This is a genomic window from Paraburkholderia sp. RAU6.4a (assembly GCF_050435625.1).
Lineage (GTDB): Bacteria > Pseudomonadota > Gammaproteobacteria > Burkholderiales > Burkholderiaceae > Paraburkholderia > Paraburkholderia tuberum.
The window spans coordinates 517726-535659 of record NZ_JBNDKQ010000001.1 but is presented as its reverse complement, the minus strand read 5'-3'; the positions used below and the strand labels follow the sequence as shown (position 1 = coordinate 535659).

Sequence of the window (17934 nt, the reverse complement as noted above, 5' to 3'; positions counted from 1 at the left end):
AGGTTTGTTCTCGTGGGACGGCGGCTGACAGCGACAGCGACAGCTACGTGGACACCTGAACGTAGCGCGCTTCGTTCAGATCCGCGAGAAGCGTCGGACCTGTCGGTCGCCAGCCCAAATGCGCCTGCGTCTGCGCGCTCGATGCCGGCATATCGAGCGCGGCGAACATCGCCATCCATCCGAAGTACGCCTGCGCCTCGCCGCGCGCGATCGAGACGACCGGCAACTTCAGGCCGCGTCCGAGCGCCTCGGCGATCTCGCGGGCGCTAACGCCTTCTTCGCCGACCGCGTGATAGCGCGCACCGCGTTCGCCCTTCTCGATCGCGAGCCGGTACAGCCGCACGACATCCGACAGATGCCCCGCCGGCCAGCGGTTGCGTCCCTCCTCCACATATGCGCACACGCCTTTGTCCCGCGCGATCTGGATGAGCGGCGTGATGAGGCCTTGCCGGTACGGGTTATGCACTTGCGGCAAGCGCATCACCGACACGTTGACGCCCGCCTCCAGCTGCACGTTGCCGGCCAGCTCCGAGCCGATGCGCGGGTTCGGGTGACTGGTGTTGAACACGTCTTCGGTGGCCGGCTGCCCGTTATCGCGGCTGCCGACGCCCGTGCCCGACGTGATCAGAAGCGGCCGATCCGAGCCGGCCAGCGCCGAGCCCAGTGCAGCGATAGCACGCTTGTCCTTCTCGCAGTTCTCCACGAAGTGCGAGAAATCGTGGTCGAAAGCAAGGTGAACGACGGCGTCCGCCTTCGCGGCGCCGCTGCGCAGGCTGTCGGTGTCTTCGAGCGTGCCGCGATGGACCTCCGCACCGGCCGCGCTGAGAGCCTGCGCGCCCTGATCGGACCGGGTCATGCCGATGATCTGATGCCCGGCTTCGATAAGTTCGGGCACCAGAGCCGAGCCGATAAACCCGGTTGCGCCCGTCAGAAAGATTCGCATGGTCAAGTCTCCAGAATAGCCACCGACGCACTATGCGATCATTCACTATGCTATTGAAGTAGTGAGCTTATCCCGGTAAAGCGACTAACAGGTTAATCATCCCAGTGAACACCGCCCAAACCCTCGGGGACTTTCTGCGTAGTCGCCGCACGCGGCTCGATCCGGCCAGCTTCGGCTTCTCGGGCCGCAGGCGCACGCCCGGATTGCGCCGGGAAGAAGTGGCGCAGCGCGCGAATATCAGCTCGACGTGGTACACGTGGCTCGAGCAGGGCCGCGGCGGCGCGCCGTCCGCCGCGGTGCTTGAGCGGATCTGCGCGGCGCTGATGCTGACGAATACCGAGCGCGAACATCTTTTCATGCTGGGCCTCGGACGCCCCCCGGAAGTGCGCTACCGATCCACCGACGCAGTGGACCCGCGCTTGCAGCGCGTGCTCGATTCACTCGATGCCAGCCCGTCGATCATCAAGACCGCGACGTGGGACGTCGTCGCGTGGAATCGCGCCGCAGCCGTGGTGCTGACCGACTACAGCGCGCTGCCGCCGGGCCAGCGCAACATCCTGCGCTTCCTGTTCGGCGATCCGGCCGTCTGGGCAAAACAGCACGACTGGGAGAGTGTCGCGCGCTTCGTCGTGGGGACGTTCCGAGCGGACGTTGCTCGCGCGGGGCTCGCTTCCGAGGTGGGCGATCTGGTCGACGATCTGTGTCGCGCGAGCCCGGACTTCGAACGCATGTGGCGCGAAAACCAGGTATTCGGCCACAGCGAAGGACAGCACGTTAAGCGCCTGCTGCATCCTGCGTTCGGGACCATCGAAATGGAGTATTCGCTGTTCGCCGTCGATGGTCGGCCAGACCTGAGCATGCTCGTGTACACGCCGCTCGATGCGCGAATCGCCGCGCGCATCCGCAGTACCGTTTCATCGATCGATGAGAGTGCCAGCGCCGCGCCTTTGACCGCTGCGTGATCGGCTTTGACGCTCGAGCGCGAGCGCGGCCGCCGGATCGCACTCGGGCGACTTCGCAATTGCTCGTGGAAACCAATGAGGTTGGAGCACCTTGGGGACGACTACCGAACTGCATCGTTCGGCCCGTTAATTGGCCGCACGGCATCGCACAAGCTTCGCGTAAGAATCACGATGACCGCCTCGCTGGCGGCAAGCAAGTTGGCGCGATCATTTATTGCCTCTCGGTAGGCACCTTCATGGATGCGAATGGCGACGGCGTCGGCGACTTCCAGGGCCTGATGCGCAGGCTCGATTACCTGCAAGGGCTCGGCATGACGACGATCTGGCCGAAGCCAACGTGCCGCCCCAAACCGACCTGCACTACTTCGGCGACGAGGGCGAGCGCCTGCCGATGATGTTCAACTTCCGGGTCAATCAAAACACGTTCTACACGCTCGCGACGGGCACACGAAGCCGTTGAAGGACGCGCTCCTTGCGACGAAGCCACGGCCGCCGAGCGCGCAATGGGGGGTGTTTCTGCGCAATCACGACGAACTCGATCTGGGCCGGCTGACGCCCGCTTAGCGCGCGGCAGTGTTCGCCGCGCATCGCGGGTCGACACGGTTAAACTGATACGATCGCGTGCTTCTGGTCGTTCGCGGACTCACGCGACTTGTCGACTCACGCGAATGTTCAGCCTGCTCGACTCATCGGATACGCAATCGAATAAAGGGATGTCATGGCAAAGGATGAAATAGTCTGGGGAAGTTTTGGGCGCCGCAAAGATCAACGACAAGGTGGTCGTGCCCATGCACAACGCGCCGAAGTGTCGGGTGAAAGGCATCGCGTCGCGCTCTCCGGAGAAGGCGCGGGAAGCCGCGGCCAGGTATGGTCTGGCTGTCGCATACGATAGTTACGAGGCGCTCCTCGCGGACCCGGAAATCGACGCGGTCTATATTCCATTACCCAATCATCTCCACGTGGAATGGACGATCAAATCGGTCGAGGCGGGCAAGCACGTCCTGTGTGAGAAGCCGATCAGCCTGGACGCTCAACAGGTTGAACGGCTGATCGCCGCGCGCGACATGAACGGCCGATACGTCCAGGAAGCGTTCATGGTTCGCACGCATCCGCAATGGTTGAAGGTGCGGACCTTGATCGACGAAGGCGCGATCGGCGAATTGCGGGCAGTGACCGGCGGTTTCACCTATCACAACACGAACGAACACAATATCCGCAACAAGAGCGAGCTAGGTGGCGGCGGTCTGCTCGATATTGGTTGTTATCCGATCACGACGTCGCGCTTCACTATCGGGCGTGAGCCACGGCGCGTAGTTGCGCTGGTGGAGCAGGATCCGACCTTCAAAGTGGACCGGCTCGGCTCCGTGCTGATGGACTTCGATGGCGTGCAGGCGAGTTTCTTCTATTCGACTCAGACCTATCCGTACCAGCGGATGCAATTTCACGGTACCAAGGGGCGAATCGAAGTCGAAATTCCATTCAATGCACCAAACGATCGACCGACGCGCCTGCTAATCAGTGAGCACAATAGCGACGGTGTCGCGACGGATCGCTGGCTGGAGCTTGCGCTGTGCGATCAATATGGCGTAGCCGCCGCCACGTTCGCGGAGGCGATCCTGAGTGGAGGGCCGCAGGCTATTCCGCTAGAAGATGCGCGCGCGAATATGCGGGTGATCGATGCCGTGTTCCGCTCGGCTCAATCGGGCGCGTGGGAGAGCATCGCCCAAGGTTGACGTGCAACGCTTGCACTTGCCGCGCTGTTCAACGCGCGGCAAGTGCCCAGTTGTCCGCATTCGCAAAGCCATAGACTATGGCAAGCGAAAGTGGTCTCTACCTGGCCGGCGCGGTGACATCGCAGTCGCCGCCGTGGGCACCGCTGCCGGTGTTTTTCAGCGTAAGCACGAGTCTGCTACCTCTGTTTGCCGTCATGATCTGACCATAGCTAACGGTGGGAATGAACTGGATATCCGGCGCGACCGCCACCGGGGGATTTCTCGCTCCGTCGACGGTCAGGTCGAGTTCCACGGTGATCGAGTCGATTGCAGCGCCGAGATCCTGCTTCCGGCCGGCCTGATCTTTGCGGAAATTGCACAGACCCTGGAGAACCTGCTCGAGGGCAGTCGGAATATCGACCGGCTTGCCCGGTGCGATCGGAGGCGTGTTACAGCCGACGATCATGAACGGCAAGGTGCAAAGCGCTACGTATCGGCAGGCTCGCATCAGCTTCCCCGCTTGATCTGGTGGACGTGGTGTCTGCCATCCCCTGCTGTCGCTGGTTCAGTGCCCAGCTGGCGCACGCGAACGCAAACGCTCAATACTTGATATTCCTGGCCGCCTCACGGCCGTTCTGCTTGGTTTGCCGCTTGTCCTGCCGGCATTGCGAATTGCTCTTCTGGTCCGTGGCCCGGCACTCCTGCTTCGTGTGGCGGGAACCCTGGCGTGTCTCCTGGCGAACGTCACGTCCGGCGCGACGCTGCTGAGCCTGTTCGGTTGCCCAGGAGCTTCCCGCGCAAGCCATCACGGACACAGCCATGACCGTGACCGCGAACTCCCGACTCCATGAAAACATGGCGACCTCCCTGACAGGTTGAATATGAGTATTCCGGCTTTGTACGAGGGTGCCACGCGTGGCTGTCGCGTCAATCGGACCATGGTCTTAGGGCCTTCGCGTCGTGCGCGATCCACAAGCGGCGCGCTTCGTTTTCCCAGGCGGGTCCGAACAGCCGCCGCGCTTCCGGTTCGATGAACATGAAAACAGGATGTTGCGGTCCGCTCAACGAAGCGGTACCCCACGCGGCGGCGAACGGCGGTCCATTCAGAATGACCGTGAACCAGCCGTAGCCAGCGAATCAGCGAACGCTCACTCGTCCGCCAAAAAATTCGGATGACTTGTGCGGATCTGATCGATCTGACTCAGCGTCCCCGACAGATGCTTGCGTAGCGCTGCCTGCGCCGCCTCGACATCACCTTTGTCGATCGCATCGACGATCTCGGTGTGATCGCGCACGACCGCTATCGTCTTGCCCTCCACCGGCAGATTCAGGCGCCGCAGCCGGTCGATATGGCCGCTCAACCTACGCACCAGATCCCATAGCTGCGGCACGCCGGCCGCCTCGTACATCTGCCGATGAAACGCCTGATCGAGCAGCGAGAACTGCTCGTAGTTCTTCAGGTCGAGCACTTCCGTTTGCCGCGCGATCGTCAGGCGCAGTTCAGCGATCAGCGTGGCGTCGCGCTGCTCCGCGAGCGTGCGCACCACTTCGAGTTCAATCGAGCGGCGCAGGAAATGCGCCTGCAGCGCGGACGTCACGTTGATCTGACTGACGACCGTCGCGTGCTGCGGATAGATGTCGACGAGACCTTCCTCGCCGAGCTTCATCAGCGCGTCGCGCACGGGCGTCTGGCTGAGCCCGTAGCGGTTCGCCAGCTCGGTGCGCGACAGCACCGTACCCGGCGTGAGCTCGAGGGAAAGGATCATTTCGCGCAGTCGTTCGAATACTTGCGGCGCGGCGTGGCGGGAGCGGTCGAGCCGGGTTACCGTCGACGAATGAGCGTGGTTTTTCATGGCAGAAACTGAAGCATGGAAGCAGGCGTGACCCGGCATGGCGGTCCGCTGAGGCACTAGTACTATAGCCGACGCGCGCCCCTTCCAGCGGGCTTCCGAGCGGAATTCCGCGAACAGTGCACATGGGTACTTACCCCAGTAACGCACTAATACATTAGTGCTTTACCATCCGTCCCATCAAACTCTTCTTATGCCGATTGCCATCATGACTCGCGACATCACCATCACGCAGGTGCGCATCACCCCGATCGCCTTCCGCGACGGCCCGCTGCTCAACGCCGCCGGAATCCACGAACCTTGGGCGCTGCGCGCCATCGTCGAGCTGGAGACGAGCGACGGCCGCGTCGGCATCTCCGAGACCTATGGCGACGAACCGATGCTGCGCGTGCTCGAACAGGCGAAGTCGCTGGTGACCGGCCTGTCGCCATTCGACCTCAATCGCATGGAAGAGCGCGTGCGAGCGTCGATCAAGGCGAGCCCGGGCGCGGTCGAATTCGAACTCGCGCCCGGCTCGCACTCGGCGAAGAACGCGCCGAAAGTCATCAGCACGCTCGAAGTCGCGATGCTCGATCTGCAAGGGCAGATCGTCGGCGCGCCGGTCGTCGACCTGCTCGGCGGCAAGGTGCGCGACGCCGTGCCCTACAGCGCCTATCTGTTCTTCAAATACGCCGAGCACGTCGACAAGCCCTATGCGCCCGACGCTTGGGGCGAAGGCCTGAGCCCCGGGCAGATCGTCGCGCAGGCGCGTCGAATGATCGAGCTGTATGGCTTCCAGAGCATCAAGCTGAAGGGCGGCGTGTTCGAACCGGCACACGAAATCGCGTGCATGCGCGCGCTGCATCAGGCGTTCCCCGGCGTGCCGCTGCGCCTCGACCCGAACGCCAACTGGACGCTCGAAACGAGCATCGCCGCCGCCCCTGAACTCGACGAGCTGCTCGAGTACTACGAAGACCCGTGCCCGGGTCTCGAAGGAATGGCCGAACTGGCGAAGCACACGCGCCTGCCGCTCGCGACCAACATGGTCATCACGACGATGGAAGATTTCCGGCGCGGCGCCGAGATGGGTTCGGTCAAGGTCCTGCTGTCGGATCACCACTACTGGGGCGGCCTGCGCGCGACGCAGACGCTCGCGCGCATGTGCAAGCTGTGGGATCTCGGCATGTCGATGCACTCGAACTCGCACCTCGGCATCAGCCTGATGGCGATGACGCACGTCGCGGCAAGCATCCCCAACCTGACCTATGCGTGCGACACGCATTATCCGTGGCAGGAGGAAGAAGTCATCAAGGGCGGCCGCGTGACGTTCGACGACGGCTCGGTGCGCGTGCCCACCACGCCGGGCCTCGGCGTCGAGCTCGACCGCGGGCGGCTCGCCGAACTGCATGCGCAGTATCTGTCGTGCGGCGTGCGCAATCGCGATGACCTCTCGCAGATGCGCAAGTACGAGCCGGGCTTCACCGGCAAGAATCCGCGCTTTTAACTCCCGCTTCCAATCCGCGCCTACGAGCCCTGCGACGCGCAACGCGCGTCGCCATCGAAGGAGACAACTCCATGAGTAGCCCGATTGCCGACACGGCGCGGCCCGAGCGCGCCGGCGCGCTGGCGAGCGCGGTGCGCAAGATCAAATTGCGCGTGCTGCCGCTGTTCGTCGTGATGTTCATCGTCAACTACATCGACCGCGTGAACATCGGCTTCGTGCGCCAGCATCTGAGCGCCGATCTGGGCATCGGGGCGGCGGCCTATGGGCTCGGCGCGGGGCTCTTCTTCATCAGCTATGCGATCTTCGAAGTGCCGTCGAACCTCCTGCTGCAGCGCTACGGCGCGAAGCTGTGGCTCGCGCGCATCATGCTCACGTGGGGGCTGGCCGCGGCCGGCATGGCGTTCGTGCGCGGCGAGACGTCGTTCTATGTGATGCGGCTCCTGCTCGGCGCGGCCGAAGCGGGCTTCTTTCCCGGCGTCATCTACTACTTCACGCAATGGCTGCCGAACAACGAGCGCGGCAAGGCGATGGCGATCTTCCTGAGCGGCTCGGCGCTCGCGTCGGTGCTGTCCGGGCCGATCTCCGGCGGGCTGATGCTGATCGAAGGCGCGGGGCTGCGCGGCTGGCAGTGGATGTTCATCATCGAAGGCATGTTCTCGGTCGTGCTCGCGGGCTTCATCCTGCTGTGGCTCGACTCGAAGCCGCGCGACGCGGCCTGGCTCACCCGCGCCGAGCAGGACGCCTTGCTCGATGCGGTCGACGAAGAGCAACGCCAGCGCGCCGCCGCGCACCCGGTCAAGCCATCGATAGGAGCGCTGCTGCGCGATCCGCAAATCCTGATCTTTTGCCTGATCTACTTCGCGGTATCGCTGACCATCTACGGCGCGACCTTCTGGCTGCCCAGCATCATCCGCAAGATGGGCCATTTCAACGATTTCCAGGTCGGCCTCTACAACTCGATTCCGTGGCTGATCTCGATCGCGGCGATGTATCTGTTCGCGATGCTCGCGGCGCGCTTCAAGTTCCAGCAGGCGTGGGTCGCGTGCGTGCTGCTGATCGCCGCGCTCGGCATGTATGCGGCCGGCCAGGGCGGCCCGGCATTTTCGTTCGTCGCGATCTGCTTTGCGGCGATCGGCTTCAAGGCCGCCTCGTCACTGTTCTGGGTGATCCCGCAGGGCTATCTCGACGCGCGGATTTCCGCCGCGGTGCTGGCGCTGATCAACTCGATCGGCAACCTCGGCGGCTTCGTCGCGCCAGCGGCCTTCGGCTTCCTCGAACAGAAGACCGGCTCGATCGAGGGCGGCCTCACTGGACTCGCGGTGATGTCGGTGGTAGCCGCCGGGGTCGTGTTCTTCTCCCGTATGAGCCCGCGCGAAGGAATGCCCACCTCCGCGCATTGACTGCATCGAACAACCGTACAGACACCATTTGCAGAAACCTTAAGGAGACACGATGAAAACGATAGAAGCCACGACGGCCGCCGCACGCACGGCCGTCGGACGATACCGATGGACCATCTGCGCGATGATCTTCGCCGCGACGACGATCAACTACATGGATCGTCAGATGCTCGGGCTGCTCGCGCCGCTGCTGCAAAAGGATATCGGCTGGAGCCAGGTGCAGTACGCGCAGACCGTGATGGTGTTTACGGTCGCCTATGCGGTGGGTCTCGCGATCTTCGGCCGCATCGCGGATCGCGTCAGCACGAAGAAGGTCTACGGCAGCGCGATGGCGCTGTGGAGTCTCGCGGCGATGCTCCACGCGGTGGCATCGACCGTGCCGGGCTTCGCGGCCGTGCGCGGTCTGCTCGGCTTCAGCGAGGCGGCCAATTTTCCGGTTGCGATCCGCACTACCGCCACGTGGTTTCCGAAGAAGGAACGCGCGCTAGCGACGGGCTTCTGGAACATGGGCGCGACGATCGGCGGCATCGTGGCGCCGGCCTTCGTGCCGATCGCTGCCGTGATGTGGGGCTGGCGCGCAACGTTCATCGCGGGCGGCGCGACCGGTTTCATCTGGCTGGCGGTGTGGATGCTGGTTTATCGGCAGCCTTCGGAGCATCCGTCGGTGTCGAAGGAAGAACTCGACTACATCAATGCGGATCGCGAGGAAGTCGCCGAGCAGAAAGTCGGCTGGTTGTCGGTGCTCAAGTACCGCGAAACGTGGGCGTTTGTGTTCGGCAAGTTGCTGACCGATCCGGTGTGGTGGTTCTATCTGTTCTGGCTGCCCAAGTGGCTCAATGAGTCGCGCCATATCGACATCGGCAACATGGGCCTGCCGCTGATCGCTATCTATACGATGTCATCGGTCGGCAGCGTGGCGGGTGGCTGGCTGTCGTCGCGTTTGATGGCCCGCACCAACAGGCCGAATTTCGCGCGCAAGCTCACGATGCTCATTTGTGCATTGTGCGTGGTGCCGATCGCAACGTTGTCGTATTTCCAGAGCCTGTGGTGGGCGGTCTTCGCCGTTGGTCTCGCGGCAGCGGCGCACCAGGGCTGGTCGGCGAACCTCGTCACGACCGTCGGCGACGTGTTTCCGAAGCGGCTGGTCGGCACGGTGGTCGGTATCGGCGGCGTGGCGGGGATGGTCGGTTCGTTCTTCTTTTCCGGCGTGATCGGCGAGACCTTGCAGCGCACCGGGCAGTATTGGGCGCTCTTTACGGTCGGCGCGTCGGCGTATCTGGTTGCGCTGGGCATCATTCATCTGTTGATGCCGCGGATGACGGCGGTGAAGTTGCGCGATTGAAGTGCCGCTGGCGGGTGAAAGGGCGAGGGGGCGTGGCACGGATAACTGGCGTCCCCCGCCCTTGCAACGATGCTTCCTGCCTAACTTTTGGAGCGCGAGCGCAACGAAGAAGTGTCAGAAGCAACGGGCGAGCATCTGTTGCATACTCTCAACGCGCTATCCCGCATCAGCGAAATCCTCGGACCCTGAGACTTCGCTCGCCCCAACGCCATCGCCACGAGAGCCGTTATGACCATCGATCCCTCCGTCGTCGCCGCATTCACGCCCACGGGCAAGCTGCGCGCGTCGATCAATCTCGGCAATCCAATCCTCGCCAATCGTCACGCCGACTCCGGCGAGCCGTTCGGCGTATCGATCGATCTCGCGCGCGCGTTCGCCGCGAAACTGGGCGTCGAACTGGAGCTGGTCGTCTTCGATACGGCCGGCAAATCGGTGCAGGCCGTCGGCGAGGAGCGCGCGGATTTCGGCTTCTTCGCGATCGATCCGTTGCGCGGCGAGACGATCGCGTTCACAGCGCCGTATGTGTTGATCGAAGGCTTCTACCTGGTGCGCGACGACTCGCCGGTACGCTCGAATCAGGATGTGGATCAGGCGCACAACCGGGTCGTCGTCGGCACAGGCAGTGCATACGATCTGTTTCTGACGCGCGAGCTGAAATCCGCGCAAATCGTGCGCGCGCCGAGCTCGCCGAGCGTCGTGCCGACGTTTATCGAGCAGCATCTGGAAGTGGCGGCAGGCGTGAAGCAGCAACTCGAGGCCGATGCGAAGCAAACTCCTGGTCTGCGGTTGCTAGACGAGCGCTTCATGGTGATCCGGCAGGCGATGGGTGTGCCGAAGAGCCGCGGCGAAGCGGCGGCTCACGCGCTGCGTTCGTTTGTCGAAGAGATGAAGGCCTCGGGCTTGGTGGCGCAATCGCTCGCGCGGCACGAGATCGCGGGAGCGTCGGTTGCGCCTGCGGCGTAGCGGGCCGCTCGAACCCGACACCGCGTAGCTTTCGAAGCTACTGGCATGGCAGATACGCGGGGCCGCGCGATGCTTCGGCGCGGCCCCGCCACCACCCTCAGCGACGCTCAAACGAGCGTAGTCTGCACATCCACATTACCGCGCAACGCCTTCGAATACGGGCAGGTCAGATGCGCTCGCTCGATCAACCCGTGCGCCACGTCACGCTCGACACCGGGAAGACTGACGAACAGACGCGCCTGAAGGAAATAAGCGCCATCGGTGGTGCCGAGATCGATCTCCGCATCGACGCTGGTATCGGCCGGCAACGACAGGTGCAACGCGCGCGCCGCCAGCCCGAGTGCGCCGATGAAACACGCCGACCAGCCCGCGCCGAGCAACTGCTCGGGATTCGTTCCACCCCCCGAGGTGCCGGGCGGCGACAGCTTGATGTCGAGACGGCCGTCCGCGCTGCGCGCGGCGCCTTCGCGGCCGCCGGTCGTATGGGTTTTGCCGGTGTACAGCACTTCTTCGATGCGGGTCATGGTGGCTTACTCCTGTTGATCCAGTGATATTCAGGTCTGCAAATCCGGGCTCGAACTTGCGGTGCACGTATTTGAAGGCCAATTATAGCCGGCGCTTTACTAGATCTAACTCTGAGACTGCCGTGAACATTGGGTTTTAGCCTCGTCTAATACTATTCGTATTGGACGAGGCTTTGGGTTTCAGTGATTTTGTTACCTTGAACCCGCATCGCGGGTTCATGCACTTCATAATGGTTTTGCGGTTTCGTAAACCTTTACCTCTCCGGGTTTTTGGGGGGTGCAGGGGGAGAGTTATCCACAGGCTCGCTGAGTGACGACGCGACGACAGTGGACAGAGGCTGCCGGGCGCTCCCGCTGTCACGATTAGCAACGACGCTGGCCGCGATAACGCCGCTTATCGCGGCCAGGCCGCGCCACGCATCGCGTGGCTGCCGCGGTCGCAACTGGAGCCTGCCCGTCCCCCGGCGCGGCGCGCCCTCCGCGGCCGTGGCGTCGAGGCCGGGTCCGTGACACGGTCTTTCACCCTGGGGCGTGCACAAGATCGAGCCAGGGTTCATACGTAAGCCGTCTCCTCCATGTCTCCACATGGATTCCGGCCCGCCGCGCGCGGGCCTTTTTTTGTTGGCCGGGCGTCGGCGCGGGGCGACGGGGGCATCCCCCTCTTCTCCCGACTGATCAGGCAGATGCCGGACCCACTGCGGCCGCTCGGGACGCCGGAGATCAGGCACCGAGTATCAGAGTCCGGCAGTCGCTAGGTACCGCCACTTTAATGACAAAAATGGCTATTTCAAAAGTGGAGTGGCTAATGCGGCTCACGAGGCATGTGGGTTGAAGCTGGAGAAATCGAGTTTGCCAGCGATGAGAAAGAGCACGGTGCGCATGGTAGTGAAGCGTGTGTAGCCGCGAGCCTTGCGTTTGGCAGCTTGAAACAAGCCGTTGATGGCCTCGATGAAGCCGTTGGTCTGGCGGGTCTGAGTCCAGGCGACGATGCCGTCGAAGTGCCGGCGAATCAGACGCGCGACGTCCTTCATCGGCTCGACTTTCGAGCGCATGACATTGGTGCACCACTGCCGCAACATCTCGGAGACGACATGGATTTGCTTGCGCTCGAGAATCTCGCGCAGTTGCTCGCGATACAGCCATGCGCGGGCGGTGCGCTTGGTGGCGTACTGCCTGACCAGCGCCTCGAGGTCGGTCAACTGCGATAGATTCAGTTTGTTGGCGTCCTTGAGCAGCGTCCAGCGCATCCCTTTGAGTTCCGGGTCGGCTTTCTGTTGTTGGCGGCGCACCGTATCAAGCGCCTTGGACGCGTGGGCGACGACGTGAAACTTGTCGAACGTCACTCGCGCGTTGGGCAGATGTTCGCCCACGCCCTTGATAAACGCGGGCGACATGTCGATGCTCACAGAGGTGACTTGCTCGGGCGTGCCGTAGTGCTGGCTAAGGCACGCCGCAAAGCCCTCAATCGTCTTCGCGTCCCGGCCGGGCGTGACGAACACGACGCGCCGCGCCCGCATATCGGCGACCAGTGTCAGATACTCGTGGCCGCGCCGGTACGAGGTCTCGTCAATGGCGACCGTGCTCACGTCCGAGAGGTTCGCAGACGCGAGCGCGAGTTCCACATAGCGCGAACAGATGGCGTGCACCCGGTGCCACGACAGATTGACGATGCGCGCCACAGCGGCAAACAGCATCTGCTGCGCCAGCATCAGCACCAGCGCTTCGAACAGCAACGTGAAGCCGTCAAGTTGGCCGACCCAATCCGGCTCGACCAGCCGTACCGCTCCATCCGGCAAGCGCACTCGCGGGACCCGGACCTCCAGATAGCACTCGTGCTGGAAGAAATTCAGGTGGCGCAGTCGCTTGATTTGCGTGTCATGCACTGGGTGCTCACCGGCGACCCCGGGGTAGGCGAAGCGGCTGCCAGCGACAAAGTCCACGGCAATCGTGAGCTGCCGTTTGGCCGTGTCGAAGTCGACGCCTTTGCACGTACCACGGGGCCTTGATGCCCAAGGCGGCTTCAAAGAGTTGATTCGTCATGTTCGCTTCGTCTCGCATGGCTGGTTGCCGCATTCTGCAGCAACCAGCCATGCCCAAGCTTATCGATTCAGGGCGCCTCAAGGGTTTGCTGCGCCGGGCTCACGCCCGCCCTTGACCCGCCAAACCGCCCACTCGAAATTCAAAGGAGGCAAAAAACTCTATATCAAGGCGCAAATCGCCGAAGTATCGGCAAATATTCACGACGTCAGCGGCTATTCTCCAGACGCAGGCTCATTTTCCTTTATTCCCGTTGGCAAGTGCGGCAGCGGTGTCTTACAGACCGGCAGCAATGTCAACTGCGCCAAGACTACTCGGTGCATGAGGGTGACCGCCCTGCCGACGTCGCCGGTACGTCAAATCCCGCGGGCTCAGAATCGGGACGGGCGCTCTCAGCCCGATGCAATGCAATTCCCAATGACTAAATGTAGCGAGGAGGAGCAAGTGAGAGCGACGCACATGGGCCTTGCGTGTTGGTTTTTCACATTCCTGCTTGCTGGTTGCTCGTCAGGCACACTAACTACACATGATGAAGCGGCGCGCCTACCGCTCTCGGCGTCCACTCAGCCGATCCTGCAGCCGCCGCGAAATGCGAATGACATTCTTGCAGAAATCCGCACCGTAAAGGGCAATGAGGACACCTTGCAGCGGTTGACGGCGGTTGCCAATGCAACATCTCCGCAAGAAGGTCAAAGCCCAATCACGTTCTATTGGAAACGTGCGGGGGCGGCCGCACAGGTCGGTCGTCCCGAACAGGCGCTTACAGATCTGCGCACTGCTTATGAACTGACAGAGCACACCCGCGGCACGGGAGCACGACGCGACGTCGTACGGGAACTCGCCAATGCGGAGTTAGAAGCCGGCAACTTCCAAAAAGCCATCGAACTCATGCAACAGGCTTTACGCGAGGTACCCAAGTCAATCGGCAACTATGAAACGCTGAGTGCCATCTATGCATCGATTGGCGATACCAGCAACTCTCGCAGTGCCGGGCGGCAGGCGCAACAGCTAATGAACCACATCAGCAAGTCCGATCCGCCGCAGGAGTGGCGTGCCCCGACTGTCGAATATCTCATCCTCGAGTCGGACGGCCAGTGGCGACAGGCAGAGCCCTATATACGCGACTCAATTGCCGCCTACGAAGGCAGCGCTCGTAAAGATCGGACGCCCAACTGGATTGAGAAGCGCCTGCTGCATCTTTCCGAGAATCTGGTAATGCAGGGTCGGTACGACGAGGCAGAAGCAATAGATCGGCAGGTGATTCGCACGCTGCTTCATCGCGTCGGGCGAACCAACCTCGATACCGTCGATGGCGTCTTGGCGCTGGGCGATGCGGTCTATGCGCGAAATCACATCGCTGATGCGCTTCGTCTCTGCGACGAAGCTCTCGCGATCCTTGACGAAATGAAGGTACCTCCGAATGTTCGTCAACGCCGCCAGATCGATCACTTTAAGGGCCGCATCTATCTTGCCGAAGGCGAGCTGACCAAAAGTCTTACATCGTTTGAACAGGCAAAAGCGGGCTTGCCCGACGACGACTTCTTCGCGAGATCCCTATTTCATCAGTCGCCTGACGCAATTCTGTCTTTGGCCGCAAATGGGCAAATCGCGCGGGCCGTCCAGCTCGCGGGTAGCTTGGTGGAGCTGCGGCGGGGCACGTATGGGGACGGCAGTCGAGAATGGGCCGAGGCAATCGGCATTCATGCGTTCACGCTTGCCCATGCCGGGCAGAGCGCCGACGCGATCGCAGAGTTTGACGTATTTGCCCAATACTCTACGATCGGCGGGGGTAGCAATGTATTTGATCATGTGCGCTACCGCCTTCTGACGGAATGCTACGTTGGAGTCATGTTCGAAGCCTCGCAGCACGCGAGCGATCCCAACGTGAGGCGGCAGATGACCGAGAAGGCCTTTGTTCTCGCAGATTCGGCGCGCGAAGCTGAGGTGCGACGAGCAATCCAGGCTTCGTCCGCTCGAGCTGCAGCAAGGTCGTCGCAAACAGCTGACGTCGTTCGTCAGGAGCAGGACCTTGCTTTGCGCGCGAGTGCATTGCGCGTTCATCTCGCGAGGCTGTCGGCCACCCGGCCCAGCCCGCAGATACGGCAGATCACGGCAAATCTTGTGGACGAGCTGAAGCTGACTCAGCAGCAGCAGCAGGCGGCGCACAAGGATCTCGTCATGCATCTGAGCGAGCGCGGTGACGCACTTGAGTCACCTAGCGTAGGAGCAAGCGCTGTCGCGAAGGCGCTGCGCCCCGACGAGGTGATGGTAGCGACCTTTGTGACCAGCGATCGCACATTTATCTGGAGTATCGATCCGTCCGGCTCGATTTTGTTTCGCGCGTCCAGCGGCGGACGCGGGCAAATTAGCCGTCTGGTAGCGTTGGTCCGTGCCTCAACCGAAATACACGGAGATACCTTTGCAAGCATCAAGTCGTTCGATCTCGCCGCTGCCTACGCCATCTACGAACAGGCACTCTTGCCTGTACAGCCAGGATGGGATCGTGCGCATTCGCTCGTCATCGTCCCCGATGAAGCACTTGGCTTTGTGCCGTTCGGGTTGCTCCCTGTAGAACGGCCTGAGCACACGACTGATGCTCACGCGATATTCGACGGTTACCGGCAGGTAGCATGGCTGGTTCGCTCGCACGCCACTTCGAGCGTGCCGTCAGCCGCGGCGTTAGTTAGTCTGCGGCAAGTATCGACGGCGACCGGTTTCCGCAAGAATTTCATCGGCTTCGGCGCCCCTCTTTTTAGCGCCGCTCGGTCGGCCACGACGCCTCAGTTCAGCCAACGAGGTACGAGCGCGATCCATGTTTTGGATACACGTATCACCGGCCGTGGCGCACTGGATAGTCAAGCACTTGTCTCGGCACATCTGGACGATCTCATGCCCCTTCCCGAAACGGCCGACGAAGTACGCGAGGTAGCCCGTGCGCTCGGTGCGGATGAGAACTCGGACGTTTTACTCGGTACCGCAGCGACGGTATCGGCCGCAAAGAGCGGACTACTCGCCAATCGCCGTGTCGTCATGTTTGCCACACATGGACTCGTGCCCGGTGACCTTGACGGATTGCAGCAACCTGCTCTGGCCTTGTCAAACCCCAAGGTCGTGGGTGGAACCGGCGATGGACTGCTTAAGATGGATGATGTGCTAACGCTCAAACTGAACGCCGACTGGGTAGTGCTGTCCGCTTGCAACACTGCTGCGGCCGATGGCGCTGGTTCAGAGGCGGTGTCAGGTCTGGGACGGGCTTTTTTCTATGCAGGCACGCGCGCTCTGCTTGCGACGCATTGGGCTGTCGAAACGGAATCGGCCCAGGAACTGACGACCCAGCTGTTTTCTCTTCAACAAGCAGAGCCGACGCTGGGCCGTGCTGAAGCGTTGCGGCAAACAATGGTTGCAATCATTGACAAATCCGGACGATTCAGAGACGGCAAGATGATCGCGTCATATGCACATCCGTTTTTCTGGGCGCCGTTTGCGCTCTTTGGCGACGGAGGTGCGAACTGAACGTTTGCGGGACCAGCGCGGCAATTGGCTGTGGAGGCTCCGAGGACGTGCCCTATTGGACTGCGCTTACCTTCGCGTTTCGCGAGATAAAGCCTGACCAAACATCATCAAAGGAGTGGCGACATGACACTGCCTCTTGTAGTGAACAAGATTCGCTCAGACGGGCCGCATGAGGCTCTAGGCAACTCTTTCGGAAAGGTTAGGAATAGTGGGACGAAATGGCACAAAGGCTGGGACCTCTCCGCCGAATCCAATTCTCCAGTGTTCGCCGTAGCGGACGGATCTGTTGTCCAGATTCACACAAACGTGTCAGGCTTCGGCCGCTGCATCTTGCTCGAATTTCATAATCCGAAGTACAAGCCTGGATTAATTGCTTCGGTTGGAATCGAAAACTATGAAAAGCTGTACGCGCTCTACGCACACCTGAGTCAGTTTGAAGTTAGCGAAGGCGACTCTGTAAGAGATGGTGAGGAGATCGGGAAAACGGGTACGTCGGGTAATGCGGGCGGGGAGCCCGCCCATCTGCATTTTGAGTTATTGCTTGAGAATAGCCTTGCTAAGAGCGCGCGGCGCATCGATCCGGGTGACTTGCTGGGATACGAGTTGTATACGTGCGGTAGCACAGGCTTGGTTAACCAGGAAGTGTTCGGCTCACGTAAGGCTAATTAGCTGCGAGTCCGACGATGGGCCCATCTCAACTGCTCGACAAGCAATCAGCACTGCACTCAAACGAATGACTGTTGAGCACTCGATAACAGTAAATCCCATGTCTACCACCTGAACGACGGCAATGTCTCGGGAAGATTCAATCAACATCGGTCAGAGCACCATTCGCCAGCGCCGGTTTTCGAACGTCTGCAAAGGAGTGTGCAGCCGCCCCACAGCCGCGGATCCCCGACTGTCGGCTAAGGCCGAGATGTTCGCATTGGGTATCGGGCAGTTTTCGGAGTGGACCAGCCGTTCGAGTGTCGGCTCAGCGCGATGTGCGAGCGGCAGCAAGTGGCCGGCTGGTGCCTGATGACGCTCCGTGGGAGCCGACGCACAAGGGCCCTCCGATACGCCTTGGCAAGGTGGTAACCGAGGGTTTCACGGGATGAAACTTTCGCTCGTATCCGCCGATAACTCGAGCAGGAACCACCTGGATGGCCGCCGGACAGTCCGCCGGCGCCACACGGCGCGCCCATACACATGCCACTTCGCATGGC

Annotated in this window: 14 protein-coding genes and 2 pseudogenes; 10 read left to right on the top strand and 6 right to left on the bottom strand. The window is 61.8% G+C overall.

All coding sequences use genetic code 11. From position 1 onward, the window contains the following. Positions 1 to 43 precede the first annotated feature (43 nt). Positions 44 to 943 (bottom strand): SDR family oxidoreductase, encoded by a 900-nt coding sequence (locus OKW40_RS02450; RefSeq protein WP_429487933.1) that lies wholly within the window; start codon positions 941 to 943, stop codon positions 44 to 46. 104 nt (positions 944 to 1047) lie between these two features. Between OKW40_RS02450 and OKW40_RS02445 the strand changes: the two genes are divergently transcribed. From OKW40_RS02445 to OKW40_RS02430, 4 genes and pseudogenes are all read left to right on the top strand, one after another. Beyond that, positions 1048 to 1905: a helix-turn-helix transcriptional regulator gene (locus OKW40_RS02445; protein WP_429487932.1), complete on the top strand. Its 858-nt coding sequence runs from the start codon at positions 1048 to 1050 to the stop codon at positions 1903 to 1905. Between the two features lie 236 nt (positions 1906 to 2141). Then, positions 2142 to 2300, top strand: coding sequence for an alpha-amylase family glycosyl hydrolase (locus tag OKW40_RS02440; protein ID WP_429402532.1), 159 nt, complete (start codon positions 2142 to 2144; stop codon positions 2298 to 2300). After that, positions 2228 to 2466 (top strand): annotated as a pseudogene (locus OKW40_RS02435) (trehalose synthase); the annotation flags it as partial. The gene OKW40_RS02440 and the pseudogene OKW40_RS02435, both read left to right, overlap by 73 nt. A gap of 188 nt (positions 2467 to 2654) precedes the next feature. Further along, the gene (locus tag OKW40_RS02430) at positions 2655 to 3638 is read left to right on the top strand and encodes a Gfo/Idh/MocA family protein (protein ID WP_429487930.1); all 984 of its coding nucleotides are present in this window, start codon (positions 2655 to 2657) and stop codon (positions 3636 to 3638) included. 97 nt (positions 3639 to 3735) lie between these two features. Here the strand turns inward: OKW40_RS02430 and OKW40_RS02425 are convergent, their stop codons facing one another. From OKW40_RS02425 to OKW40_RS02415, 3 genes are all read right to left on the bottom strand, one after another. Then, entirely contained in the window at positions 3736 to 4083 is a 348-nt protein-coding gene (locus OKW40_RS02425; RefSeq protein ID WP_084754269.1) for a hypothetical protein, read from the bottom strand. Between the two features lie 133 nt (positions 4084 to 4216). Further along, positions 4217 to 4474 carry a hypothetical protein gene (locus tag OKW40_RS02420; RefSeq protein WP_429487928.1) on the bottom strand — a complete coding sequence of 86 codons (258 nt, stop codon included), beginning with the start codon at positions 4472 to 4474 and terminating at the stop codon, positions 4217 to 4219. 291 nt (positions 4475 to 4765) lie between these two features. After that, entirely contained in the window at positions 4766 to 5470 is a 705-nt protein-coding gene (locus tag OKW40_RS02415) for a GntR family transcriptional regulator (protein ID WP_184059055.1), read from the bottom strand. 205 nt (positions 5471 to 5675) lie between these two features. Here OKW40_RS02415 and OKW40_RS02410 point away from each other — a divergent pair, with 205 nt between their 5' ends. The 4 genes from OKW40_RS02410 to OKW40_RS02395 all read left to right on the top strand — a co-directional run bounded on the left by OKW40_RS02410 (position 5676) and on the right by OKW40_RS02395 (position 10655). Continuing rightward, entirely contained in the window at positions 5676 to 6950 is a 1275-nt protein-coding gene (locus OKW40_RS02410; protein ID WP_429487927.1) for a glucarate dehydratase family protein, read from the top strand. Positions 6951 to 7021: 71 nt separating this feature from the next. Beyond that, positions 7022 to 8350: an MFS transporter gene (locus OKW40_RS02405; protein WP_429487925.1), complete on the top strand. Its 1329-nt coding sequence runs from the start codon at positions 7022 to 7024 to the stop codon at positions 8348 to 8350. A 52-nt stretch (positions 8351 to 8402) separates the two neighbouring features. Further along, entirely contained in the window at positions 8403 to 9692 is a 1290-nt protein-coding gene (locus tag OKW40_RS02400; RefSeq protein WP_429487923.1) for an MFS transporter, read from the top strand. 228 nt (positions 9693 to 9920) lie between these two features. Further along, a complete protein-coding gene (locus tag OKW40_RS02395) occupies positions 9921 to 10655 on the top strand; it encodes an ABC transporter substrate-binding protein (protein ID WP_429487921.1) in 735 nt (244 codons plus the stop codon). Positions 10656 to 10762: 107 nt separating this feature from the next. Here OKW40_RS02395 and OKW40_RS02390 read toward each other — a convergent pair whose 3' ends face one another. Then, on the bottom strand, positions 10763 to 11179 hold the full coding sequence (locus tag OKW40_RS02390) for an organic hydroperoxide resistance protein (RefSeq protein ID WP_429487920.1): 417 nt from the start codon (positions 11177 to 11179) through the stop codon (positions 10763 to 10765). Between the two features lie 812 nt (positions 11180 to 11991). Then, positions 11992 to 13219 (bottom strand): annotated as a pseudogene (locus OKW40_RS02385) (ISL3 family transposase). Positions 13220 to 13537: 318 nt separating this feature from the next. Here OKW40_RS02385 and OKW40_RS02380 point away from each other — a divergent pair. Both OKW40_RS02380 and OKW40_RS02375 read left to right on the top strand, forming a co-directional pair. Continuing rightward, positions 13538 to 16729, top strand: coding sequence for a CHAT domain-containing protein (locus OKW40_RS02380; RefSeq protein WP_429488472.1), 3192 nt, complete (start codon positions 13538 to 13540; stop codon positions 16727 to 16729). A gap of 123 nt (positions 16730 to 16852) precedes the next feature. Continuing rightward, positions 16853 to 17398, top strand: coding sequence for a M23 family metallopeptidase (locus OKW40_RS02375; protein WP_429402282.1), 546 nt, complete (start codon positions 16853 to 16855; stop codon positions 17396 to 17398). Positions 17399 to 17934: the final 536 nt, after the last annotated feature.

Excerpts from the sequence above, each read along its gene's own strand:
- OKW40_RS02375 (WP_429402282.1), top strand. The coding sequence starts at position 16,853 with ATGACACTGCCTCTTGTAGTGAACAAGATTCGCTCAGACGGGCCGCAT.
- OKW40_RS02425 (WP_084754269.1), bottom strand. The coding sequence starts at position 4,083 with ATGATCGTCGGCTGTAACACGCCTCCGATCGCACCGGGCAAGCCGGTC.
- OKW40_RS02395 (WP_429487921.1), top strand. The coding sequence starts at position 9,921 with ATGACCATCGATCCCTCCGTCGTCGCCGCATTCACGCCCACGGGCAAG.
- OKW40_RS02440 (WP_429402532.1), top strand. The coding sequence starts at position 2,142 with ATGGATGCGAATGGCGACGGCGTCGGCGACTTCCAGGGCCTGATGCGC.
- OKW40_RS02410 (WP_429487927.1), top strand. The coding sequence starts at position 5,676 with ATGACTCGCGACATCACCATCACGCAGGTGCGCATCACCCCGATCGCC.
- OKW40_RS02450 (WP_429487933.1), bottom strand. The coding sequence starts at position 943 with ATGCGAATCTTTCTGACGGGCGCAACCGGGTTTATCGGCTCGGCTCTG.
- OKW40_RS02380 (WP_429488472.1), top strand. The coding sequence starts at position 13,538 with ATGAGGGTGACCGCCCTGCCGACGTCGCCGGTACGTCAAATCCCGCGG.
- OKW40_RS02405 (WP_429487925.1), top strand. The coding sequence starts at position 7,022 with ATGAGTAGCCCGATTGCCGACACGGCGCGGCCCGAGCGCGCCGGCGCG.
- OKW40_RS02400 (WP_429487923.1), top strand. The coding sequence starts at position 8,403 with ATGAAAACGATAGAAGCCACGACGGCCGCCGCACGCACGGCCGTCGGA.
- OKW40_RS02390 (WP_429487920.1), bottom strand. The coding sequence starts at position 11,179 with ATGACCCGCATCGAAGAAGTGCTGTACACCGGCAAAACCCATACGACC.
- OKW40_RS02420 (WP_429487928.1), bottom strand. The coding sequence starts at position 4,474 with ATGTTTTCATGGAGTCGGGAGTTCGCGGTCACGGTCATGGCTGTGTCC.
- OKW40_RS02415 (WP_184059055.1), bottom strand. The coding sequence starts at position 5,470 with ATGAAAAACCACGCTCATTCGTCGACGGTAACCCGGCTCGACCGCTCC.